This is a genomic window from Nocardia bhagyanarayanae (assembly GCF_006716565.1).
GTDB lineage: Bacteria > Actinomycetota > Actinomycetes > Mycobacteriales > Mycobacteriaceae > Nocardia > Nocardia bhagyanarayanae.
In genome coordinates, this window is the sequence record NZ_VFPG01000002.1 from 105,233 (window position 1) to 127,408 (window position 22,176).

Consider the following 22,176-nt stretch of genomic DNA (forward strand, 5'->3'; position numbering starts at 1 on the left):
CTCAGAGGCCGCCGCCGCCACCGATCAGCCACGGGTTGAAGGTGCACGCCAGTTCGGTCGGGGTGGTCGGGTCGAGTGCGCGCAGCGCGATCGAGGCGGAACGGGGCGAGTACATCATGGTCAGGTGGTCGGAGACGTCCTGCTCGCAACCCGCCTGGAGGGTGATGTTGTCGACCGTGGCGTCCGGGCCTGCGCGCAGGAAGGTCCAGTCGTAGGGGTTGGTCACCTCGTCGTAGCGTGAGCCGACCGAGGTGTAGGCCACCCCGGGGACGGTGTCGCCGTTGGCGTTGAGCGTCGCGTAGAACGCGGAACCGACGGCCTGCTGGATGTTGGAGAGCCCGACGATCGGCTCGTAGAAGCCCAGGATGTTGACGCCGAGGTTGTTGATCGCGCGCCCGAGCGAGGCCATGCCCATCAGTGAGGTGCCGTGGTGGGTAGCGCCGAAGGTGATGAGCTTGTCGACCTTGCCCTCGCCGCCGTCGAACTTCAGGTACCGGTTGGCCACGGTGCCGCCTTGCGAGTGCCCGACGATGTCGACCTTCTCCGAGCCGGTCGCCGCGCGCACCTGCTCGACGAATTCGGCGAGCTGGCGCGAGGATTCCTCCATCGGGCCCACGCCGAAGCGGCCGGGCAGGACGGTGCCGATGCCGCCGCCCTCCATCAGCCCGGAGCGGCCGAAGTTGAAGGCGAAGACGCAGTAGCCTGCCTTGGCCAGCCGCGGCGACATGTAGGCGAAGGTGTCGTAGGCGTTGAGCCAGGTGCCGTGCAGCAGCACCACCGGACGGGGATGCGCGGCGCTCGGCTTGCAGTCCCACCGGTTGGCGCCCGGCGGCGCGGCGTCGGGGTGGGTCAGTCCGTAGGCGAACGCGGCGAGCGCCGCGGTCATCTCCGGTCCCTCGCCGACAGCTGCCGAAGCGGTGCTCTTGGCCCAACCGGAACCGCCGCTGCCGGTGTCCACGATCGCCTTCGGCTGCCGTCCGTCGGCGGCCGGCAGCAACCCGGCGGTGATGGCGTCGGCCAGTGCCTGCGCGGCGGGCTCGGCGGTCCCCGCCACGGCCGGGTCCGCGCTCGTCACCCCCGCACCGGATCCTTGCGCCAGCGCCAGCCCCGCGATCAGCGCGGCGCAGGCGAGCGCGCGCATGCGTCGTTGCCTCGTTGCAAACATTTCCGTACTTCCCATCCGCTCGAATCCGCCCCCCGTGAATCGATATGGCGCAGAACACAATTGGACGCACGATGTGACGTGCGCCATCTCGCGGTGGCGGTACAGAAAATTCAATACCGGATGGTCAGGGGCGTCACTACACGGCCGGACGAAGAAAATCGAGAGGCCCTTGTCGTCGGTGACAAAGTTCTTGGCGGTCGCGACCGACGCGTTGTCGTGAACCCTGTCGTCGGCAACAATCGGCCCATGGCTGTCGCTTCACCCCCGGTGACCGGGGACCTCCCACTGGTTGCCCGTTTGCTGACCAGATGGCCCCAGATCGCCGAGCGGATGCTCGCCGCCGGTCTCGGCGCCACACCGCCCGCCGCCGAGCTGCCCGCGGGGCATTTCACCGCCGAGGTCCTGCCCACCATCTACGCCTGCGGGCGCGCCGTGCTCCAGGCCATCGGCGAAGAACGCGTGTTCAGCAGGGCCGAGGTCGCCGCGTTCGTGGTGCCGGTCGCCGAACGGCACGCCGAGGACCGTTTCCCGCTGGCGATCCTCATCGAGGCCATCCACGGCTCCGCGCAGTCGGTGCTCGCCGAGGCCGCCGCGCTCGCCAGGGCCGACGAGAAGGACGACCTGGTCGTCGTCGGCTCGCGGCTGCTCGACCTGCTGATGCACATCAACATCACCGTCGTGGAGACCTACACCGAGGTCGAGCAGTCCATCTACAACGCCGAGCGCGAGGCGCGCCGCGAACTCTGCGCCGCACTGCTGCGCGGTCAACCCGCCGACGAGCTCGCCGCCCGCGCGGACACGCCGCTGACCGACCGCTACACCGTGCTCGCCATCCACCTGCGTCCGGACGACCAGCACAACTCGGTCGCCGACCTGCTCGCCCGCCGCCGCATCCGCATCCTGCACCGCACGCTGGACGCGCTCAGCAACGGCACCGCGCTGGTCACCTTCGACGGCGGTACCGGAATCGCCTTGCTGCCCAACCACTCCGAGTCCGCCGCGCCCGATGCCGCGCGCCATCGCGGACTCGCCACCGAGCTCGCCGAGCAGTTCGGCACCCCGGTGTATCTGGCCGAATCCCGCGGCGTCCTGCGCGCGGATCTGCCCGGCTCCGCGGAGCAGTCCGCCGAGGTGGCGACCCTCGCTCGGCTGCTCAACCGCCCGACCGGCCGCTACCAGCTCGACGACCTGCTGCTCGAGTACCAGCTCACCAGGCCTGGCCCGGCGCGCGACCGGCTCGCCCAGCGCATCGCCCCGCTGCTGAGCAACCCGCACCTGCTCGAGGCGCTGGAGGCGCACCTGGAGTACGGCTCGGACCGCAAGGCCGCCGCCGCGCGCCTGCACGTGCACCCGAACACATTCAGTTACCGGCTGCGCCGCATCGCCGAGCTCACCGGCATCGATCCCGCCGACCCCACCAACTCGCGGATGCTCGCCGCGGCGCTCACCATCCACCGGCTCTACCCGGCGAACGACACCGCCTAGCCGCTGGCGATGCGTGCCTCCGCCTTCGCTCCGGCCGTGCGCGGGCTATGGGTGGACTGCGTCCAGCTGCGTGGAATTGGCCTTCTGGTGGTACATCGCGGTGTCGGCGTCGTGCAGGATCTCGGTCGCGGTGCGCGGATCGCCGGGCACGATCAGCGTGACCCCGATCGACGCCCGGACCGCGAGCCGATGTCCTTGCGCGACAATCGGTTCCGCCACCGAGGCGGCCAGCCGCTGGATGACCGCCTCCGGGCCTGCCGCGTGCCCGCCGAGCAGGACGAGGAACTCGTCGCCGCCGAGCCTGCCGACCAGATCGCCGCGGCGCACCGCGCGTAGCAGACGCTGGGCGACGATCTGCAGGACGACGTCGCCGACCACGTGGCCGTGCGAGTCGTTGATGGCCTTGAACCCGTCGAGGTCGACGAACAGCACCGCCGACAGCGGGCCGCCCGCCGGATCGGCGAGGGCCGTGTCGAGATCGGACAGGATGGTCGGCCGGTTCAGCAGCCCGGTCAACCCGTCGTGCGTGGCCTGGTACTGCAACTCGCGCTGGCTGGCCCTGGTGGTGGTGATGTCGGTGAACGAGCTGACCACCGGCGATTTCCGGTCGGTCGGATTCAGTAGACAGCAGTTGCCCGCCAGCCAGCGGCGGTGATGGTCGGTGCCGTCCACGCCGAAGACGAAGCGGGTGATCGGCTCGCCGGTCGCCATGGTGCGCGCGACCGGATGCCGGGTGGCGGGTAGCGGAACGCCGTCGATGTCGACCATGCGCAGCGGCAGCGCGTCGAACCGGGCGCCGACGAGTTGTACACCGCGACAACCGAATATGCGCAGCGCGGCCGGGTTGATCGATTCGATCATGCCCTGCCTGCTTATCACGACGACGCCCTCCTCCAGCTGCGAGACGATCGCGGTGAAGTGCTGTTCGGCCCGGCGCTGGGCCTGCTCGGCCGCGTGCTGGGCGCTCAGATCGTGCAGCACCACCTGGTAGGCGCGCCTGCCCTGCCAGATGGTGACCACCGAGACGATCTGCACCGGGATGCGGGCACCGTCGGCGCGCAGCAAGGTGAGGACCGCCCGCTGGGAGGCGTCGCCGGTACTGCGCAAACCCTCGATTCGGGCCAGCGTCGAAGCGACCGAATCGGGTGCGACGAAGTCGCTGACCTGGCGTCCGACGATCTCGTTCGCGGACCCGGCCGCCAGCAGGCGAACCCCGGCCGGATTGAGATAGACGACGACGCCGCCTTCGTGTACGCAAATGGCATCGGGGGAGTGTTCGACCAGCGATCGGTACCGCTCGGCCGCCTGCTCCGGATCGCCCACCATGGTGTTGTTCTCGTCCATGCGAATCCCCGTTCGACGAACGACGCGCGGTCGGTGTCCACATTGCTTGGAACCCGCCGAATCCAGCGATCGCCCACCCTGCCGATCCGAACGGGGTTTGGTGCTGCCATCCACTAGCCGAGAGCGAGATTATGAGACTCGTTGGTATCGAAGGTCAAGGATACCGCCTGCGGTTAATGAACAGCAATCGCCGCGCCCGCGTCGTCCCGCGTCCGCTCGGCCTCGATGGCGAGGCCGAGCGGCCCACCGGTAAGCTCGCCGGGTCGCAGCATCCCCTTGATCTATCAGTACGACACAGCAGATCGCTTGTGGCGCATGGCTTGGTCGCGCGCGGCCGCCGGATGCGCTTTGTTCCGAACGCAAGATCGCAACCGTTGGACGATCAGAACCAGGGCATCTACATGACCAATACGACCACCCAGGCTCCGGCGCCGAAGCCGGACCTGGCGGCCGAGGCAGGCGCGCAACTGTCGCATCGGCAGATTCTCACCATCCTCTCCGGCCTGCTGCTCGGCATCTTCCTCGCCGCGTTGGACCAGAACATCGTGAGCGTCGCGATCGTGCCGATCGCCAACAGCCTGAACGGATTCGACGAACAGGCCTGGGCGACAACGGCCTATCTGATCACCGCGACCATCACCACGCCGCTCTACGGCAAACTCGCCGACATCTACGGCCGTAAACCGTGGTACCTCATCGCGATCGGGCTGTTCGTGGCCGGCTCGGTGGCGTGCACGTTCGCCACCTCGATGTACGAGCTCGCCGCGTTCCGAGCGTTCCAAGGACTCGGCGCGGGCGGCCTGATGTCGCTGGCGTTCACCATCGTCGGCGACATCGTCCCCGCCCGCGAAAGGGTCCGGTACCAAGGCTATTTCATGGTGGTGTTCGGTTCCTCCACCGTGTTGGGCCCGGTGCTCGGCGGATTGTTCTCCGGCTACGACCAGCTCGCGGGCCTGGAGGGCTGGCGTTGGGTGTTCCTGGTGAACGTGCCCATCGGCTTGCTCGCGTTCGTGGTCGTCGCCAAGGTGCTCGACGTGCCGCACCAGCGCCAGCGGCACCGCATCGACTGGTTCGGCGCGCTGACGCTCACCATTTGCGTTGTGCCGCTGCTGATCGTCGCCGAGCAAGGTCGCGAATGGGGCTGGACCTCGGACCGGGCGCTGATCTGCTACGGCGTCGGCGCGGCGGGGCTGGTGCTGTTCGTGCTCGTCGAGTTCCTGATGAAGGACGCGGCGCTGATCCCGCTGCGGTTGTTCCGCAACTCCACGTTCAGCGTGTCCATCGTGGGCGGCTTCATCGTCGGCATCGCGATGTTCGGCGCGATCGTGCTCGTGCCGCTGTATTACCAAGTGGCGCGGGGCTATTCGCCGACCAAGGCGGGTCTGCTGATGCTGCCGCTGGTGGTCGGCATCATGATCGGCGCGCAGATCGCCGGAATCATCACCAAGCTCACCGGCAAGTACAAGATCCTGCCGGTCGCCGGCTGCTTCCTGATCGCGCTCGGCGCGGCGCTGCACGGCAGGGTGCACTACGACAGTCCGCTGTGGGAGCCGCTGCTGTACGGCGGAGTGATCGGCTGCGGCCTCGGCGCGTGCATGCAGACGCTGATCATCGCCGCGCAGAACGCAGGCCCGCGCACCGACATGGGCGTCTCGACCGCGGCCGCCACCTTCTTCCGTCAGATGGGCGGCACGCTCGGCGTCGCGATCTTCCTGACCATCCTGTTCAACCTGCTGCCCGGCCGGATCGTCGACGCCTTCGGCGGGCAGCTGCCGGAAGGCTTCGACACCGCCCGGCTGGGCGAGCTGCAGAGCGACACCGGTGAGCTCGCCGCCATGCCCGCGGACATTCGCGCGCCGATCCTGATCGGCTTCACCGACGCGATGGCGGGCGTGTTCTACGTCGCGGCGGCGGTCGCGGTGCTCGCGGGCGTGGTGCTGATGTTCATGAAAGAGATTCCGCTGCAGGATGATCCGATCGTGCCGGAGTCGGGTCCGGACGGCTCGGACAGTGCGTCGAGCTGGGCGGAGTCGCAGGTCTGGGCGGGCGCCGCGGAGGTCTTCTCCGAACCGGAACCGGTGCTCGCGGCCGCGGCGGAATCCCGCTCGCTGTTCGGCCGCATCCAGCACGAGGACGGGCACCCGGTGCCCGAGGCCGCGCTGACGCTGATCGACAAGGGCGGGCGTCAGGTCGCCAGGGCCGTGGGCGACGCCAACGGCGGTTACTCCATCGACGTGCCCGACGCGAGCACCTACGTGCTGATCGCGGCCGCGGCCGGGCACCAGCCGACGGCGGTCAGCGTGGTGGCGGGCTCGTGGCCGCAGGAACTCGACGTGAAGCTGATGGGATCGGGCACCGTCTCCGGAACGGTCAGATCGTCGGGCAGCGGCAAACCGCTCGGCGGCGCCACCGTGACGCTGACCGATCGGCACGGCGAGGTCGTGGGGGCGACGGTCACCGCGGACGACGGCGCCTACGTCTGCCACGGGGTGGTCTCCGGCACCTACACGATGGTCGCGCTCGCCGAGCACATGCGCCCGCACGCGACGACGCTCACCGTGCCGGACAGCGGCCTGCTACGCCACGACATAGACATGGAACCGAACGCCGTGCTCGCGGGATCGGCGCTGGCCGACGGCCGGGTGGTGCCGGACGTGCAGATCATGCTGCTGGACATGGCGGGCGATCTGACGGCCACCGCGCGCACCGACGCCGACGGCCGGTACCTCGTCCCCGACCTGCCGGAGGGGCAGTACACCGTCGTCGCGCGTGGATATCCGCCGGTGACCAGCCGGGTGGCGGTGTCGGGCGGCGAGGTCGTGCACGACGTGCGGCTCGGTTACGGCCGCGACGGCGAGAACTGACCGCGACCGGTCAGTTCGCGGGCGCCGCCTGCTCGCCGCTGCGGCTCACCTCGTAGCCGAGCAGGCGTTCGGCCTCCTCGATACCGCCCTGAAGGTCGCCGACCGCGTTCATCTTGCGCAGGTCCAGGCCGATGGTGACCAGGGTGAGCGCGATCTCCGAGGACAGGCCGGTGATGATCACGCTGGCGCCCATCAGGCCGGAGGCGTCGACGGTCTGCACCAAGTGGTTGGCGACGGTGGAGTCGATCGTCGGCACACCGGTGATGTCGATGACGACGACCTTGGCGCGGTTGTTCCTGATCGCGCGCAGCAGCTGTTCGGTGAGCTGGCGGGCGCGCTGACCGTCGAGCACGCCGATGATCGGCAGGATCAGCAGTTGCTCGCGCACCTGGAGCACCGGGGTGGACAGCTCGCGGATGGCCTCCTGCTGCTGGCGGATGATGCGCTCGCGCTCCTCGACGAACGAGATCGCCACCGTGCTCGCGATGCGGTTGGCCGCGGGCTCGTAGGCGTCCAGCACCCGGTTCAGCAGGTCGAAATCCGACTGGTACTTCTCGAACAGCGAGCGCGCCAGCACATCTCGCAGCAACAACACGATGCCGAGGACCTCGTCGGTCTCCACTCCTCGCGGAATGATGCGCTCGGACAGGTCGCGCGCGTAATCCTGTAGCGCCTCGACCGAACCGGTCTCCAGCACCGCCACGTAATTGTCGTAGACCGAGGTGACCTCGGAGAACATCTCCTCGGCGGTCATCGCGGTCAGCAGCTGAGCCTCGGTGATCAGCCGCGCCCACTCCTCGCGTAGCGCCGTCCTGTTCTGTCTGAGGTGCTCCACCAGCTCCGAGAGCAGTCCTGCTCCGCCACCGTTCGCGCCGAGATCGGTCGCGACGGGGTCGAATACATCGGACACGTGGTCCTCCATCGATCCGCGGGCCGCGTGCCTTTCGCGGCGCCTGCCGAATCGTATACCTCGCCCGTGCCGCATGCCGGGTTTCCTCGGCGACGCGCCATCCCGGACGGCGGCGTGTCAGGCTCGGGCGGCGGCCAGCTCCACGACGGTGATGTCGGAAGGCGCGCCGACCCGCACGGGCGGACCCCACGCGCCCGCGCCGCGCGTCACGTACAGCTGGGTGTCGCCGTAGCGCTCGAGTCCCGCGACGGTCGGATTCGGCAGTGCGGCAAGGAGATTCCCTGGCCAGAGCTGGCCGCCGTGGGTGTGCCCGGAGAGTTGGAGGTCCACGCAGTGCTCGACGGCGTCGTGGATCTGGATCGGCTGGTGCGCCAACAGCACCGCCGTACGGGACGGATCGCGGTCGCCGAGCGCTTTGCCGAAATCCGGTCCCTGCCCGACGCGTTCGCCCTGCACGTCGTTGACGCCCGCGAGGTCGAAGCCGGGCAGCTCGGTCCGGTCGTTGGCCAGCAGGCGCAGTCCGAGATCCTGCACGTGCTCGATCCATTCCTCCGCGCCGGAGAAGTACTCGTGGTTGCCGGTGACGAAGAACGCGCCGTGCCTCGCGCGCAGCCGGGCCAGCGGTTCCACGGCGGGGCGCAGGTCCTCGACGCTGCCGTCCACCAGATCGCCGACGACCGCGATGAGATCGGGCTGGGTGTCGTTGATCGTGCGGACGACGCGCTCGGCGAAACCCCGGCCGAGAATCGGGCCGAGGTGCACGTCGCTGACCACGGCGATCCGGAACCCGTCGGCCGAGCGGGGGAGTTTGGCCAGCGGGATCGTCAGCCGTTTGACCTGCGGTCCGTTCAGCACGCCGTAGGCGCCGACGCCGACGGTGGTCGCCGCGGTGAGCGCGGCGGTTCCGGCTATCGCGCGGGAGACGAAGATTCGTCGCGAGATCGGTTCGGGTTCTCGGCCTCGCGCCGCCGAAGGACTTTCTGCCGAGCGCTTTTCGTCGACCGTGGTCTCGGCATCGGTTGGCGCGGCGAGTTGGCCGCCAGGACTGAGGTGCTCGGTCGAAGTGGCTGCTGCGGAGGCGGTCGCGGATTCGCGCGCGAACAAGCGCAGCAGCACCGGTCGCAGCACCTCGCCCGCCAGCAGCGCCAGCAAGAGGTAGACGAACAGCGCGCCCCAGAAATAGCCCGGCCACGCGATGGCCCGCACCAGCGGGAACGGCAGTCCGGCCGATTCGGCGAAGAACGCGCCGAGCAGCAGCAGCGGAGCCGCCACCAGCGCCGCGGTCCCGGCCCGCCGCGCCACCGACCCCGGCGCGGTCGTGTCTCGTACCAGTCGTCGCCACAGATACCAGTGCAGTCCGGCGAAGACGGCGAGCACCAAGACGCCGACCAGCACCACCACAACGACCACCGCGCAGCCCTCTCGACACAACCGAACGGAGTTCGCCGACAGCCGCGCATGGCCGTGGCGGAGGCGGGTCACGCCCTCTCCCGAACCGACCGTTCCGACCTTACGCGGGAGCGCTCGGCGGAGCAGGGGACGATGTCACCCCGTCTCGGTAGCCTCGAAGCATGTGCCGAAACATCACAGCCCTGCGCGGGTTGGAGCCCGCGGCGACACCGGAGGAGATCGAGGCGGCGGCGCTGCAGTACGTGCGCAAGGTCGCGGGCATCTCCAGCGTCTCCGCGGCGACGCGTCCGGTTGTGGAGGCCGCGGTGGCCGACATCGCCGCGGTGACGACCCGCCTGCTCGCCGAGCTGCCGGACCGCAAGGTGCCGCCGAAGTCGGTGCCGCCGCTGCGCCGTCCCGAGGTGCAAGCCAGGATCGCCGCGCGGGGCTGAGCCGCCCGCCGGAAAATCGGATGCGCCGCCGGACGCGTCCGGTTACTGTCGCGCCCATGCGAATCGTCATCGGCAAGAAGACTCGCGATGTGGACATCGGTTAAGCCCGAGAGCTGATCGGACGCCATTCGGCGGTCTGGATCGACCTCGGTACCGGCGACGGACGCGCGGTGCTCGCCGCGGCCGCCGCCGACGCGCGCCGGTTGGTGATCGGCGTGGACGCCAACGCGGCGGGCATGATCGAAGCCTCCCGCAAGGCCACGCGCGGCAAGCTCGCGAACGCGCTGTTCGTGGCGGCCGCCGCCGAGCGCCTGCCCACCGAACTGGACGGCGTCGCCGACGCGGTCACCGTGTACTTCCCATGGGGTTCGCTGCTGCGCGGCCTGGTCACCGCGGATCCGGTCGTCATCGCGGGCCTCGCCCGGTTGCTGAAGCCCGGCGCGGCCCTGTCGATCCTCGTATCGGTCACCGAGCACGATCGCGGTTCCGGTCTGCCGCCGATCGGCGAGCACGACCTGCGCGGTCTCGCGGAACCCTATGCGGCACAGGGTCTCACGATCACGGAGGTAGCGCCCGCTACCGCCGCCGAGATCGCCGCCACCGGTTCCTCGTGGGCCAAACGCCTCGGCGCGGGATCCCAGCGCGGCGCCTGGCGGATCGCGGCGCGCCGATCGGACGCGCCGCGCGTGCCGGAACTCGCGGCCGAGCGCCCTCGGCTCACAGCGACCGGGCGATGATCTCCTTCATGATCTCGTTGGTGCCCGCATAGATCATCTGCACCCGGTTGTCCACCCACATGCGCGAGATCGGGTATTCGGTCATGTACCCGTAGCCGCCGTGCAGCTGGAGGCACTCGCTGGCGACCGACATGGCCTTGTCGGTGGTCCACCACTTCGCCATCGCCACGGTCGGGATGTCGAGTTCGCCCGCGATGTGCTTGGCGATGCAGTCGTCGGTGAAGACGCGTGCGATCTTCGCCTCGGTGGCGACCTCGGCCAGCTTGAACTTCGTGTTCTGGAAGCCGAAGACCGGGCGGCCGAACGCCTCGCGCTCCTTGGTGTAGCGCAGCGTGTGCTCCAGCGCGGTCTCCATGCCCGCCACCGAGCCGACCGCGATGATCAGGCGCTCCTGCGGCAGCTGCTGCATGAGCTGGACGAAGCCCTGGCCCTCCTGCGTGCCGAGCAGGTTGCTCACGGGGATGCGCACGTCTTCGAAGAACAGCTCGGAGGTGTCCTGGCCCTTCTGGCCGATCTTGTCCAGCACCCGGCCGCGGCGGAAGCCGGGGCGATCCGCCTCGACGAGCACCAGGCTGATGCCCGCCGCGCCCTGGGAGGTGTCGGTCTTGACCACGACGATGATCAGGTCGGCCTGCGCGCCGTTGGTGATGAAGGTCTTGGAGCCGTTGACGACGTACTCGTCGCCGTCGCGGACCGCCTTGGTCTTGACGCTCTGCAGGTCCGAGCCGGTGCCGGGCTCGGTCATCGCGATCGCGCCGACCACCTCGCCGCTGGCCATCTTCGGCAGCCAGTGCCGCTTCTGCTCCTCGGTGCCGTAGGCGAGCAGGTAGTGCGCGACGATGCCGTTGTGCAGGCTCTGGCCCCACGCGGTGTCGACCACCCTGGCCTGCTCCTCGATAAGCACGGCCTCGTGCGCGAAGGTGCCGCCGCCACCGCCGTACTCCTCGGGAATGGACAGGCAGAGCAGCCCGAGTTCGCCCGCCTTGTTCCACAGGTCGCGGTCGACGTGGTGCTGGGCGATGTACTTGTCGACGTTGGGCGCGACTTCCTTCTCGAAGAAGGCGCGCGCGAGTTCGCGCAGCGCGTCCAGGTCGTCGTTCATCCAACACGACCGGTAGGCGGCCATTCGAGACTCCTTAGGCTCGGCGTATTACTGGCAATACTTGTGACCAGTGTTTACGGGTACAGTGTGTACCATCGGTTGCGCTGGGACAAGACGGAAATCTCGAGCGCCCGCGTGACCCGGATACAGCGCCCGTGGAGGTCGGATACGGTGAGCCGCGTGGGACGACAGCGCTGGACCGACACCGCCGAAACCCGCCGCTCGGGCGCGCGCGGACCCGGCGGCGACGAACGCCGCCGCGCGCTCGTCGCGGCCGCCGTCGCGGCGATCGAGGAACACGGGCCCGATGCCTCGATCGGGCAGATCGCCGACCGAGCCGGGCTGGTGCGCACGCACGTCTACCGGCACATCGCGGGCAAGGAAGAACTCGATCGCGCCGTCGCGCGGCACGCGCACGCCGAACTCACCGCGCGCATCCGCGCCACCTTCGACGTCGACGGGACGCCGATCGACGTCATCCGCGCGCCCATCGCCGAACACGTCGCCTGGGCGGGGGAGCACCCGAATCTGTACCGCTTCCTCGTGGAACGCAACTATCGCAGCGGCAACGACGAACCGCGCATCGGCGGCAGCGCCTTCGCCTCCGAGATCTTCGCCGCCGCAACGCGATACATTCCGCGCTTCGGTTCGGACCGGGCCGCGGCGGAACGGCTCATCATCGCGCTGCTCGGGCTGATCGACGCCTCCGTGCGCTGGTGGCTGACGCACCGGGAGAGCACCAGGGAGACGCTGGTCGACCAGCTGACGGCCGAGGCGTGGCTGTTGATCGACCATCGCTTGCGCGCCCTCGGCATCGAACTCGATCCGGCGGCGCGGTTGCGGGATCTGCTCATCGCGGGGAAGGACTACCGCGGCGAGGCGAGCGCCACCTGAGGTCGTGCCGCTCTAGGAACCGAACTTTCGCTGCGCGTGCGCGACGATCGCGTCGAGCCGGGCGTGGTGCGCGCCCTTCCAGTAGGTCTGGCCGCAATCGACGCACTGGGCGAAGGTGTCGTAGGTCTGTTCGGTCTGGTTCGGCAGCCGCTCGAGCACGGTCGCCTTGTCGGTCTCGCGCAGCACGCCGTTGCAGGTGGTGCACCTGGTCCAGGGGGCGAGCGGAGGGGTGAAGCGAGACAGCACGTCGTCGAGTTGCTCGGCGGGCTTGTGGCTGTAAATGTATGCGCCCGCGTAGATTTCGCGTCGCCGCAGCAGTCCGCGATCACGGGACAGCAGGATGCGGCGCTCGGCCGCCGATCGCGCCGCCAGCGCGGCGTCGCCGATGTCGGGGTTCTCGTAGGCGGCGTCGATGCCGAGCAGGCGCAGCCGTCGCACCAGGGTGCCGAGGTGGATGTCGAGCAGGAAGCGCACCGGATCCGGCATTCTTTGCGGACGGGTCACCGCGCGTACCGCGAGCGAATCACCGTCTTTGGGCACATAGGCCGGTCCCACCGTCTGCGCGTTCACGACCAGCGCACCCACTTCGGTGAGGGGCACTCCGAGCGCCTCCACCACATGCCCCACGGTCGACACCCCGTCGATCCGCACGGTCGAAGGACCCCCGCGCAGCCCGGCGGCCACGAACAATTCCAGCTCGGTCGCGAAGTCGACCGTGATCTCCCCGGTGCCCACCCGGCAAGCATGCCAGGACTCACACACGCTGACCAGCGCATTGTTTTCCGCGCGCCGTCAAAACGCTGCTGGGAGAAGCCGACCGTGAATACTTCGGAGCCGCAGGCGATCAGCTTCGCTGCGCGGCGGCGCTGCCCATCAACGCCTCGGCGAACGCCGCGAACTCCGTGCGGAAGTCCAGGTACGCCGCGCGCAACTCACGGCCCGGCCAGCGGTCGGGCAGTAGTTCGGCGGGCAGCATCGGGTCGTTGAGGATGTGCCGCACGGTCGCGGCGGCGATCTCGAACCGGTCGCCGATGGAGTCCGCGGCCGACATGGCGGACAAGAGCAGCCGCGCGTTCTCGGCCCAGGAGTCCGGCTGGAAGAGCCGTTCGGCGAGCTCGCGGTCCGGTTCGCCGGGCCGGCCGGTGAAGATCGTCAGGCGGCGCGCCGCGGCGGTGGGGAACTCGGTGCCGAGATTGTCCGGACGGGTCCACACGCCCTCGCGCAGTTCGCCGAACTTCTTGGCGCGCAGCACTTCCCGGAACGCGGCCCGGTCGGTGGAGTCGTCCGCGCCGACCGTCACGATGGCGAGCCGCCAGGTGCCGTCCCATTCGCCGGTCGGCGGATGCATGGCCTCGTCCTGGCGGTTCTGCCGCTCGATCAGCCGCGGCGCGAGGCGGTAGGCGCTGTCGCGGCGCTCCAGGTCGCCGCCCGCGACCATCCTGGTCAGCGCCGCGCGCACCGCCGACTCCTGGAGCCCGAGCCCGGTCGACACCCGCACAATCCAACTGACCGGCGCCTCGGCCGGATGCGCGCCGAGCAGCGCGCTCAGGATCGCCGACCGCGCGGTCAGCTTCCGCACCGGCGCAGCACGCGAATCCATGCCCCGATGGTAGCCACCGACACCGATTCCGCTCGCCGCACGGCCGTCGCCCGAGTCGGGCTATTGCAATTCTCCGGCGCGTGACGCAGTCTTGTAATAGAGCCGGGAGGACGGATTGTTATGCCCACACACGAGGTGACGAATCAGGTTCCGCCGTTGGTGGATTTCGACGCGGCCGAGCAGCCGGTGATCCTGGAGGCGTTGCGCAGGGCCGGGGCCGAATCGGCCATCGACGACGTCCGCGCGGTCGGCAAGGTCGCGGGCAGCGCCGAGGCGCAGGCGCTCGGCGATCTGGCCGAGGCGCACCCGCCGGTGCTGCGGACCCACGACCGCTACGGGCACCGGATCGACGAGGTCGAGTACGACCCGAGTTACCACCGGTTGATGGAGTACGCGGTCGGTTTCGGCCTGCACGCTGCGCCGTGGGCGGACAGCGGGCCGAGCCCGCACCTGGTCCGCGCGGCGAAGATGAGCGTGTGGAGCCAGGTCGACGCGGGGCACGGCTGCCCGATCTCGATGACCTACGCCGTGGTGCCCGCACTGCGCGCCAACCCGGAGCTCGCGGCGCAGTACGAGCCGCTGCTCGTGGCCAAGGAATACGACCCCGGCCTGCGCGTGCCGTCGACCAAGCGCGGACTGATCGCGGGCATGTCGATGACCGAGAAGCAGGGCGGCTCCGACGTCCGCGCGAACACCACGACCGCGGCGCCGAATCCGGACGGCACCTACCGCATCACCGGGCACAAGTGGTTCACCTCGGCGCCGATGTCGGACTTCTTCCTCGTCCTCGCCCAGGCACCGGGCGGACTGTCGTGCTTCTTCGTCCCGCGCGTGCTGCCCGACGGGACACGCAACACCTTCAACCTGCAGCGACTGAAGGACAAGCTCGGCAACCACTCCAACGCGAGCAGCGAGGTCGAGTACGACGACACCGTCGGCTGGCTGGTCGGCGCGGAAGGCCGCGGCGTCCCGACGATCATCGAGATGGTGAACCTGACCCGCCTCGACTGCACGCTCGGGTCGGCTTCCGGGATGCGGGCGGGCGTCGCCATGGCGGTGCACCACGCCACCCATCGCCGTGCCTTCGGCGCGCACCTGATCGACCAGCCGTTGATGCGCAATGTGCTCGCAGACCTGGCGATGGAGGCGGAGGGGGCGACCACGGTCGCACTGTGGCTCGCCGAGGTGACCGATCGGGCCGTTGCCGGTGACGAGACCGCCGACCGACTGCGCCGGATCGCACTGGCGGTCAGCAAGTACTACGTCTGCAAGCGCGGACCGATCCACGCGGCCGAAGCCCTGGAATGCCTTGGCGGCAACGGGTACGTCGAGGAATCGCGGATGCCGAGGCTGTACCGGGAAGCGCCGCTGATGTCGGTATGGGAGGGCTCGGGCAACGTCGCCGCGCTCGACACGCTGCGCGCGCTGGCAAAACAGCCGGAGACGCTGGGCGTCTTCTTCGACGAGATCGAGCAGGCCCGCGGCGCGGACGCCCGGCTCGACGCCGCGATCGGCGCGTTGCGCGATCAGTTCACCGACTTCGACACGATCCAGTACCGCGCCCGACGCGTCGTCGGCGAGATGGCGCGGGTGCTGCAAGGCTCGCTGCTGGTGCGCTACGGACATCCCGCGGTCGCCGACGGCTTCGCCGCCAGCAGGCTCGGCCGCGATCACGGCGATGTCTTCGGAACTCTGCCGCACGGCGTCGACACCGGGGCCATCATCGAACGCGTGACGCCGAAGCTCTGACTCCATCCGATCGAAAGGGACTTTCCCGTTGTCCGATTACACCGATCACGCGGGTACCCGCCCCGCCGCCTGGTACGAAGGCCTGACCGAAGGCAAGGACTCGCTGTTCGCCGACCGGGAACAGCCGCCCGCCGACATCCGGTACCGGACGCTGACCTACGAGGTCACCGACCGGGTCGCCCGCATCACCTTCGACCGCCCCGAACGCGGCAACGCGATCACCGCGGACACCCCGATCGAACTCGCGGCGGCGGTCGAGCGGGCCGACCTGGACCCGCGCGTGCACGTGATCCTGGTGTCCGGGCGCGGCAAGGGCTTCTGCGGCGGCTACGACCTGTCCATCTTCGCGGAGAACGGCTTCACGCCGGACGGCGGCGCGGCGCCGGTGGACGGCACGGTCCTCGATCCCGCCGTGCAGGCCCGCAACCACAATCCATGGGGCACCTGGGATCCGATGGTCGACTACCAGATGATGAGCCGCTTCAACCGCGGCTTCTCCAGCCTGCTGCACGCCAACAAGCCGACCGTGGCGAAGCTGCACGGCTTCGCGGTGGCGGGCGGCACCGACATCGCGCTGTTCGCCGATCAGATCATCTGCGCCGACGACACCAAGATCGGCTACCCGCCAACCCGCGTCTGGGGCATCCCGGCGGCGGGCATGTGGGCGCACCGGCTCGGCGATCAGCTCGCCAAGCGGCTGCTGTTCACCGGCGACTGCATCAGCGGCAAGCAGGCCGCGGAATGGGGCCTGGCCGTCGAATCCTGTCCGGCCGACGAGCTCGACGAACGCACCGAAGCGCTGGTCGCCCGCATCGCCCGCATGCCGATCAACCAGCTCATCATGGCCAAGCTCGCGCTCAACAGCGCGCTGCTCGCGCAGGGCGTGGCCAACTCGGGAATGGTCAGCACCGTGTTCGACGGCATCTCCCGGCACACCCGCGAGGGCTACGCCTTCCAGTTGCGCTCGGCCACCGTCGGCTTCCGCGAGGCGGTGCGCGAGCGCGACGAACCCTACGGCGACTGGAAGCGGGCGCAGTTCCGGTCCGGCGAGGAGAGCGCCGAGGACTGACACCTCAGTCCGGCAGCTGGCGCATCTCCAGCAGGGTGAGGCCGAGGTTGTCGATCATGGCGAGAACCGCGCGCATCGCGGCCGGATCGGACACGGGTCCGAACAGCGAGGTGGTGCCGCTGCGCGACGGCGCGGATTCGAGGTCGGGGAAGGCGGCCAGCGCGCGGTCGGACAGTTCGCCGTCGATGATGAACTGGTACCTGGTCGGGACCGCCATGGCTCTCCTTCCCGTGACTGCGCGATGGTCGAGTCTGGCGCGCCGAGCGCGCGGCTCGCCTCACACGCCGCGGATGAGATTTCCGGAATTCGACGGTGTCCTCAGAGCACGCCGCTGCGCCGTGCGAAATCGAGCGCGGCGACGCGGGAATTCGCGCCGAATTTCGCGTAGATCGAACGCAGATGCGTTTTGACGGTATTGATGGAGACCCCGAGATCCCCCGCGATCTGTTGCGCGGTCCGGCCGGACGGAAGGTGTTTGAGCACGGTCAATTCGGCATCCGTCAGCGCCGGGTGAGTGGAGCGCCGGGCGGTATTGCGATTCTGCCGGACGAGATCGCCGAACGCGTCGAGCCGACCCAATCGGCCCGCGTATACGTCGAGCAGTTCGATCGCGTTCGGCACGTCGAGGAATGGACGAACCAGGTGTTCCGCGGCGGCGTGCCGCAACGCGTTCTCCAGGCCGGTGCGCGCCTTCGCGCGGTTGCCGATCGCGTGCTGCGCGGACGCGTACAGCAACCAGCCGGTGACCAGGGTGGAGGGACGCGCGTCGTCCGCACCGTCGAGCAACGGCTCGACGAGCGCCAGCACGGCCTGGCTGTGCCCGGCCGCCTCCGCGACCGCCGCTCGTGCCACGGTGATGTCGGGCAGGTCGCCGAGCAGCCGCTGCGCCCGTTCGGCGAGCAGCTGGGCGGCCAGCGGCTCGCACACGCTCAGCAGCGCCCACACCACGTGCGGAACGACGGTGGCGGTGGCGGCGGGCACGGTGTTCTTGTCGAGTAGCAGTTGCGTGGCGCGGCGCAAGTCATCGACGGCCGCGCGTCGGTCGGCGGCCTGTTCGACGGCGAGCAGCTGCCCGACCACGTACCCGTGCCAGCCGGCGATCGGGCTCTCGGATCCGTCCTGCACCGCGTGATGGGTCAGTGCCGCCGCGACGTGGCTCGGGTCCGGTTCCTCGCCGCGCAGATAGGCGGCGAGACCGGCGGCCGTCATGGCTTGCGCCGCGTCCGGTGTGTCGAGGAGGCCGTGCTCGGCGGCGAGGGCCAGCGCCCGACCCGCCCGGTCGCGCATCGCGGCGGTGGCCTCACGTCCGCAGGCGATGAAGGTCAGGCGGGTCAGGGCGCGCAACGCGAGGCGCGGGTGGCCCGCGTGCAGCGCCAAGGCGAGCCCGCGAGACAGCGCCTCCTCGCCTCGGCCGAGCTGTCCGCCGACCACCAGCGCGGTGGCCGACTGAATCGCCAGATAGCAGTCGATATCGGGGTTGCCGGTCGGCGGCACGGCGGCAACGGCGAGGTCACCCGACACCGTCCCGGTCGCTGCCGCCGTGTCCACCGTCGCGGCCGCGGTCAGCGCGTCGATCCAGTGCGCGGGCACGAACGAGGGGCGGCTGCCGCGTGAATCGACGACGTCGAGGTAGGCGTGTGCGTCGGCGGCGCTGCCGTGGAACAGCGCGTCGAGCACGCGGAGCAACCAGACGAAGGGGTCGTCCAGCATGCTCGGCCGCGCGCGCTGAAGCTCACCGAACAGCGCCGCGCCGTCCCCGTCGAGGACCATCGTCGTCCCGTGTTCGACGAGCAGGTCGCGCAGGTGCCGCGGGTCGCCGACGGCGAGCAGGTGGGTCAGCGCCTGGCGCGGCAGTCCGGCGCGGCGCAGCGCGTTCGCGGTCCGCAGGTGCAGTGCGGCGCGGGCCTGGGCGCCGAGCCGGTTCACCTCGGCGAGGAAGTACGCGCGCAGCATCGGGTGGTAGCTGAACCAGACGTCGCCGCCGCGCGCGATCGAGCTGACCGGGAAGTTCATCCGGTCCAGCTCGTAGAGCGTGTGCGTGGCGCCGCCGCCGATCAGATCGTCGGCCATCTTCTCGGTGAACGCGGCGGGGACGCTGGTGTAGGTGAGAAACAGGCGGATGGACGGCGGCAGCGCGCCGATCAGCTCGCCGACCAGGAAGTCGGACACCGCGCGCGGCGGCCGGGCCAAGACGCCGAGCGCTGCTGCGCGATCGGGATTGGCGACCAGGTACATCGCGGTGATGCGGACCAGCGCCGCCCACCCGTGGGTCAGGTCGAGGACCGTGGCGAGTTCGGCGTCGTCCAGTTCGCAATGGTGTTCGCGGCACAGCGCGGCGATTTCCGTGCTCGTCATCGCGAGGTCGGCGGCGCCCCACCGCGTCGATCGTTCGGTCAGCCCGATCAGGTGCCAGTGCAGCGGCGGGTCGAAGCGACCGGAGACCACGGTGGTGACCGTCGGCGGCGCGTGCAGCAGGAAGTGTTCCAGCCCGGCCAGAGCGAGTGGCTCGGCGACGAGGTGGGCGTCGTCGATGACGATCACCGTCGGCGTTCCGCGCGCGGTCAGAGCTGTGACGAGGTGGGCCGCGTCGAAACCGGGGGCGTCGACGGTTCGGGGCTGCGGCGGGTTCGGCAGCCCGAGCTGATCGCGCAGCGCCTGCCACAGCGAGTGCCCTGGCTCGGGATGCTCGGACACCGAGATCCAGCCGAGCGCGGGTCGGCGTGACGTCCGCGCCCGCAGTCGGCTCGCCCAGTCTGCGAGCAGGACGGTCTTGCCGCTTCCGGCGGGCGAGCAAATCAGTAGCACTCGGTGCTCGTCACTGTCGACGATGGCGTCGAGTCGCTCGATCAGCGTCGTCCTGGCAATCGGCGCGGACGAGAACGACGGCATTTCCGGGGGAATTCCGCCGCCGGCGGAGGTCGAACGTAGATCGGGGCCGTGCGAGATTGTCACGGTGCCTCCTGGACCGACTGACGACATCTTTCGCGCTTGGCTCAGGAATCTGTGATCGTTCGGTTGCCATCGTAAAGGCGTGCGCGCCGGAAATGCCCAGATGCTCCGGATATTCGAGCGTCCCGCTCAGGACGCACTGGCGTGTCATCGCCTTGATGTGATCTTTGTCACCGATCTCGTGCGAGGCTTGCCGGGGTTCCCAACGGAAGAGGAGACACGATGGAAATCCTGGATCTCGGGTCCGCCGTGTTCGACCTGGTCGAAACGGTGCTCGAAGTCGTCACGGATCTCATCGCCATTGCCACCGGCTCGGCGTGAACGAGTTCCCGAACGCGGGGAGGGTGCGCCCCTCCCCGCGTCCACGTCACTCCTTCGCGCGGAAGGCGTTGGTGTGGTGGGAGTACATGTTCAACAGGCCGAGTACCTGCCCGTCGGAGACGAGTGGGTGACAGTACAGCGACCGTACGTCGAGTTCGCGCAGGTGGGCGCAATAGTCGCGCCAGCGCGATTCCGTGGCGAGGTCGGCGATCAAGATCCTCTTGTGCCGCCGGATGACGTCCATGCCCGGCGAATCCGGAAATTCGAGGAGGGCCTGCTCCACTATCGCGGCCTGCTGATCGGAGCAGCCGACGACTTCGAGGCCGTCGAGTCCCCAGGCCGTGATGCCGACCAAGGGGTGATTGGGCAGCAGGCGCGCTATGTTCGCGGCGGCCTGCGCGGGTATCGCCGAGGGCTTGTTCGGGAAAAGGGTGACTGAACCGGGGAAATTCGTCGTGATGGGTCGGGTATCGAGCATTCGGACACCTCACTCCACGGCGCGCACCGGCGGCAGGGCCCACTGGGCCGACCTGCTGGTGTCTCCGGACGCGCCGACTTGCTGACCACCTGTGCAGCTGCCGCGTTGGCAGCGTCGCATCGCCCGTCCCCCGAACGGGCGCCTGCCACCGGTGTTCGACCGGTGGCGGCGTGAACGGTTGCGCGCCTGGGCTTCTCAGAACCGCCGCCCAGGGTTTCCGGAGAGAACCGTTCACCTTCACGCGGGTCGCATGCTGCCGAGCAGCTATGTGACGGCCACCACATTAACACCGGGTGGTCGGTTCGGGTTCAACTTTTTCACGTTCGGTTCCGGACGGCCGATTCGGACGCGGGCGGCGCCGGCTCCGGTTGTTGGCCTCGTCACGCATGAAAAGGGCTGTGCCGCAACGGGAAACGACGTATTCTGCTGGTCAGGTCCCGCGCGGCCGACCGCAACGAGGCGTTTTGTATCCGGCGACCAACTTTCGGTCGTTCTTTCTCTAGATTGCCCAGTGACAGCGCCCGCTCCGCCGCCCGATACTCGCAGCATCGGTTGATGGCTACTGCACGGCAACGTTGCTGGCGGAACGGAGTGGACATGTCGCTCGCACACCCCTGTCCGGACAACGACCTGCTCGGCCACGGCGGTGACGCCGGAGTCGTCGCGCGATTCACCGACCGCGCCCTTCGCCGCTTCGCCCAGACCGTCGAAGGGCTTCCCGAGGCCACGATGGAAGAGATTCTCGCGGTGGTGGACCTGTTCCGTATCGCAGAAGGTGTGCACGTCGGCGTGCGGGACGTCTGAGGTCCGGCTACGAGGCCGTGTGGTGCGCGTCGCCGGCGGGCGCGGGCGGGCTATCGCTCCCGCCCCGGGAAACGCCGACGGGCGGACCGTCGCCGATAGTGGTCGCGACGAGCCGTTCACCGTTGGCCGGGTCCAGTTGCGCGGGCACGCCGAGAACGGGGGAGAGGTCGATGCTCTCGCCCGGTCCCAGAACTCGAAAGCCGCGGTCGTTGCAGAGGCGGTCGACGTCGGTGTCCGCGGTGCACGACCCGTACATCAGCCGGACTCGACCGGCGGCCGCGCGATCCGCCGCGTACCGCAGCAGGCTCGCGCCGACGCCCTCGCCCCGGAACTCCGGCTCCACCGCGAGCACGCCCACTTTCATCAGGCCGACGAGCGCGCGTGTCTGCGCGGCGGTGCCCCACGGCTCGAGGCGGTGCAGCACAAGGGCTTCGGGCCCGGCGTAGAGGCCGCCGATGACCTCGCGATCGCGTTGGGCCACCAGGACCAGGCTGCGCGCGGCCACCGCACCGGCCAGCCCGCCCTTGCCCGCGGCCGCCGAGATCGCGCGGACGCCCGAGGGTGCGATGGCGGAGGCGAGCAGGCCGCGCCGCTGCGCTTGGGCGAGTTCCTGGCCGTAGCCGCCGAGCGGAGTGTCGCCGATGCCCGCCAGTGCGCACCACCGCGGGTAGCTGACCTCGATCTCGGCCGCCGACGCGTACGAGATCGTCACTCGTGCTGGTGAACCCATGTGCACAACCCCTTATAGCTCCGTGGGACCGGCCGTCGGCGCCGCGAGCGGCTGGCGTCGCCGAGCGCGTCGCACGGTGCGCGCTCGGTCGCGGTGCAGACCGCTTGGGCCGCGGCGCCGACCTGGCGCCACTC

At 69.6% G+C, this 22,176-nt stretch carries 19 protein-coding genes; 8 read left to right on the forward strand and 11 right to left on the reverse strand.

Annotation, left to right across the window (positions count from 1 at the left end):
- Window position 1: 1 nt before the first annotated feature.
- Window positions 2-1,141 carry an esterase/lipase family protein gene (locus FB390_RS27295; protein WP_141812139.1) on the reverse strand — a complete coding sequence of 380 codons (1,140 nt, stop codon included), beginning with the start codon at window positions 1,139-1,141 and terminating at the stop codon, window positions 2-4.
- Between the two features lie 270 nt (window positions 1,142-1,411).
- Here FB390_RS27295 and FB390_RS27300 point away from each other — a divergent pair, with 270 nt between their 5' ends.
- Window positions 1,412-2,650 carry a PucR family transcriptional regulator gene (locus FB390_RS27300; protein WP_141812140.1) on the forward strand — a complete coding sequence of 413 codons (1,239 nt, stop codon included), beginning with the start codon at window positions 1,412-1,414 and terminating at the stop codon, window positions 2,648-2,650.
- A 45-nt stretch (window positions 2,651-2,695) separates the two neighbouring features.
- On the opposite strand, the gene FB390_RS27305 is transcribed toward FB390_RS27300, so the two are convergent.
- Window positions 2,696-3,994 carry a diguanylate cyclase domain-containing protein gene (locus FB390_RS27305; RefSeq protein ID WP_141812141.1) on the reverse strand — a complete coding sequence of 433 codons (1,299 nt, stop codon included), beginning with the start codon at window positions 3,992-3,994 and terminating at the stop codon, window positions 2,696-2,698.
- A 401-nt stretch (window positions 3,995-4,395) separates the two neighbouring features.
- On the opposite strand from FB390_RS27305, the gene FB390_RS27310 reads away from it, so the two are divergent.
- Window positions 4,396-6,858: an MFS transporter gene (locus FB390_RS27310; protein WP_141813117.1), complete on the forward strand. Its 2,463-nt coding sequence runs from the start codon at window positions 4,396-4,398 to the stop codon at window positions 6,856-6,858.
- A gap of 10 nt (window positions 6,859-6,868) precedes the next feature.
- Here the strand turns inward: FB390_RS27310 and FB390_RS27315 are convergent, their stop codons facing one another.
- Entirely contained in the window at window positions 6,869-7,780 is a 912-nt protein-coding gene (locus FB390_RS27315) for an STAS domain-containing protein (RefSeq protein ID WP_425465921.1), read from the reverse strand.
- A 105-nt stretch (window positions 7,781-7,885) separates the two neighbouring features.
- Window positions 7,886-9,250: a metallophosphoesterase gene (locus FB390_RS27320; RefSeq protein ID WP_246124404.1), complete on the reverse strand. Its 1,365-nt coding sequence runs from the start codon at window positions 9,248-9,250 to the stop codon at window positions 7,886-7,888.
- Between the two features lie 89 nt (window positions 9,251-9,339).
- Here FB390_RS27320 and FB390_RS27325 point away from each other — a divergent pair, with 89 nt between their 5' ends.
- Both FB390_RS27325 and FB390_RS27330 read left to right on the forward strand, forming a co-directional pair.
- Window positions 9,340-9,609 carry a DUF2277 domain-containing protein gene (locus FB390_RS27325; RefSeq protein ID WP_141812143.1) on the forward strand — a complete coding sequence of 90 codons (270 nt, stop codon included), beginning with the start codon at window positions 9,340-9,342 and terminating at the stop codon, window positions 9,607-9,609.
- 116 nt (window positions 9,610-9,725) lie between these two features.
- Complete coding sequence (locus FB390_RS27330) at window positions 9,726-10,346, forward strand: methyltransferase domain-containing protein (RefSeq protein WP_425465936.1); 621 nt, start codon at window positions 9,726-9,728, stop codon at window positions 10,344-10,346.
- Here the strand turns inward: FB390_RS27330 and FB390_RS27335 are convergent.
- Window positions 10,327-11,472, reverse strand: coding sequence for an acyl-CoA dehydrogenase family protein (locus FB390_RS27335; protein ID WP_141812145.1), 1,146 nt, complete (start codon window positions 11,470-11,472; stop codon window positions 10,327-10,329). The genes FB390_RS27330 and FB390_RS27335 overlap by 20 nt on opposite strands.
- 156 nt (window positions 11,473-11,628) lie before the next feature.
- On the opposite strand from FB390_RS27335, the gene FB390_RS27340 reads away from it, so the two are divergent.
- Window positions 11,629-12,342 (forward strand): TetR/AcrR family transcriptional regulator, encoded by a 714-nt coding sequence (locus FB390_RS27340; protein WP_141812146.1) that lies wholly within the window; start codon window positions 11,629-11,631, stop codon window positions 12,340-12,342.
- A gap of 12 nt (window positions 12,343-12,354) precedes the next feature.
- Here FB390_RS27340 and FB390_RS27345 read toward each other — a convergent pair whose 3' ends face one another.
- Complete coding sequence (locus FB390_RS27345) at window positions 12,355-13,077, reverse strand: Mut7-C RNAse domain-containing protein (RefSeq protein WP_141812147.1); 723 nt, start codon at window positions 13,075-13,077, stop codon at window positions 12,355-12,357.
- 109 nt (window positions 13,078-13,186) lie between these two features.
- Window positions 13,187-13,942, reverse strand: a complete 756-nt coding sequence (locus tag FB390_RS27350; protein ID WP_141812148.1) for a PaaX family transcriptional regulator C-terminal domain-containing protein — start codon at window positions 13,940-13,942, stop codon at window positions 13,187-13,189.
- A 120-nt stretch (window positions 13,943-14,062) separates the two neighbouring features.
- On the opposite strand from FB390_RS27350, the gene FB390_RS27355 reads away from it, so the two are divergent.
- Window positions 14,063-15,691, forward strand: coding sequence for an acyl-CoA dehydrogenase family protein (locus tag FB390_RS27355; RefSeq protein WP_141812149.1), 1,629 nt, complete (start codon window positions 14,063-14,065; stop codon window positions 15,689-15,691).
- 28 nt (window positions 15,692-15,719) lie between these two features.
- Window positions 15,720-16,760 (forward strand): crotonase/enoyl-CoA hydratase family protein, encoded by a 1,041-nt coding sequence (locus FB390_RS27360; protein ID WP_141812150.1) that lies wholly within the window; start codon window positions 15,720-15,722, stop codon window positions 16,758-16,760.
- Between the two features lie 4 nt (window positions 16,761-16,764).
- On the opposite strand, the gene FB390_RS27365 is transcribed toward FB390_RS27360, so the two are convergent.
- From FB390_RS27365 to FB390_RS27375, 3 genes are all read right to left on the reverse strand, one after another.
- Window positions 16,765-16,977 carry a hypothetical protein gene (locus FB390_RS27365; RefSeq protein ID WP_141812151.1) on the reverse strand — a complete coding sequence of 71 codons (213 nt, stop codon included), beginning with the start codon at window positions 16,975-16,977 and terminating at the stop codon, window positions 16,765-16,767.
- Window positions 16,978-17,078: 101 nt separating this feature from the next.
- Window positions 17,079-19,712 carry a helix-turn-helix transcriptional regulator gene (locus FB390_RS27370; RefSeq protein ID WP_185757296.1) on the reverse strand — a complete coding sequence of 878 codons (2,634 nt, stop codon included), beginning with the start codon at window positions 19,710-19,712 and terminating at the stop codon, window positions 17,079-17,081.
- Window positions 19,713-20,076: 364 nt separating this feature from the next.
- The gene (locus FB390_RS27375) at window positions 20,077-20,508 is read right to left on the reverse strand and encodes a GAF domain-containing protein (RefSeq protein ID WP_141812153.1); all 432 of its coding nucleotides are present in this window, start codon (window positions 20,506-20,508) and stop codon (window positions 20,077-20,079) included.
- Between the two features lie 597 nt (window positions 20,509-21,105).
- Between FB390_RS27375 and FB390_RS27380 the strand changes: the two genes are divergently transcribed.
- Entirely contained in the window at window positions 21,106-21,312 is a 207-nt protein-coding gene (locus tag FB390_RS27380; protein WP_141812154.1) for a hypothetical protein, read from the forward strand.
- Between the two features lie 7 nt (window positions 21,313-21,319).
- Here the strand turns inward: FB390_RS27380 and FB390_RS27385 are convergent, their stop codons facing one another.
- Window positions 21,320-22,042, reverse strand: coding sequence for a GNAT family N-acetyltransferase (locus tag FB390_RS27385; RefSeq protein WP_141812155.1), 723 nt, complete (start codon window positions 22,040-22,042; stop codon window positions 21,320-21,322).
- Window positions 22,043-22,176 lie beyond the last annotated feature (134 nt).

Bases quoted from the DNA above. Each gene is read 5' to 3' on its own strand.
- FB390_RS27295 (WP_141812139.1), bottom strand. From the start codon at position 1,141: ATGCGCGCGCTCGCCTGCGCCGCGCTGATCGCGGGGCTGGCGCTGGCG.
- FB390_RS27300 (WP_141812140.1), top strand. From the start codon at position 1,412: ATGGCTGTCGCTTCACCCCCGGTGACCGGGGACCTCCCACTGGTTGCC.
- FB390_RS27305 (WP_141812141.1), bottom strand. From the start codon at position 3,994: ATGGACGAGAACAACACCATGGTGGGCGATCCGGAGCAGGCGGCCGAG.
- FB390_RS27310 (WP_141813117.1), top strand. From the start codon at position 4,396: ATGACCAATACGACCACCCAGGCTCCGGCGCCGAAGCCGGACCTGGCG.
- FB390_RS27315 (WP_425465921.1), bottom strand. From the start codon at position 7,780: ATGGAGGACCACGTGTCCGATGTATTCGACCCCGTCGCGACCGATCTC.
- FB390_RS27325 (WP_141812143.1), top strand. From the start codon at position 9,340: ATGTGCCGAAACATCACAGCCCTGCGCGGGTTGGAGCCCGCGGCGACA.
- FB390_RS27335 (WP_141812145.1), bottom strand. From the start codon at position 11,472: ATGGCCGCCTACCGGTCGTGTTGGATGAACGACGACCTGGACGCGCTG.
- FB390_RS27350 (WP_141812148.1), bottom strand. From the start codon at position 13,942: ATGGATTCGCGTGCTGCGCCGGTGCGGAAGCTGACCGCGCGGTCGGCG.
- FB390_RS27355 (WP_141812149.1), top strand. From the start codon at position 14,063: ATGCCCACACACGAGGTGACGAATCAGGTTCCGCCGTTGGTGGATTTC.
- FB390_RS27365 (WP_141812151.1), bottom strand. From the start codon at position 16,977: ATGGCGGTCCCGACCAGGTACCAGTTCATCATCGACGGCGAACTGTCC.
- FB390_RS27375 (WP_141812153.1), bottom strand. From the start codon at position 20,508: ATGCTCGATACCCGACCCATCACGACGAATTTCCCCGGTTCAGTCACC.
- FB390_RS27380 (WP_141812154.1), top strand. From the start codon at position 21,106: ATGTCGCTCGCACACCCCTGTCCGGACAACGACCTGCTCGGCCACGGC.
- FB390_RS27385 (WP_141812155.1), bottom strand. From the start codon at position 22,042: ATGGGTTCACCAGCACGAGTGACGATCTCGTACGCGTCGGCGGCCGAG.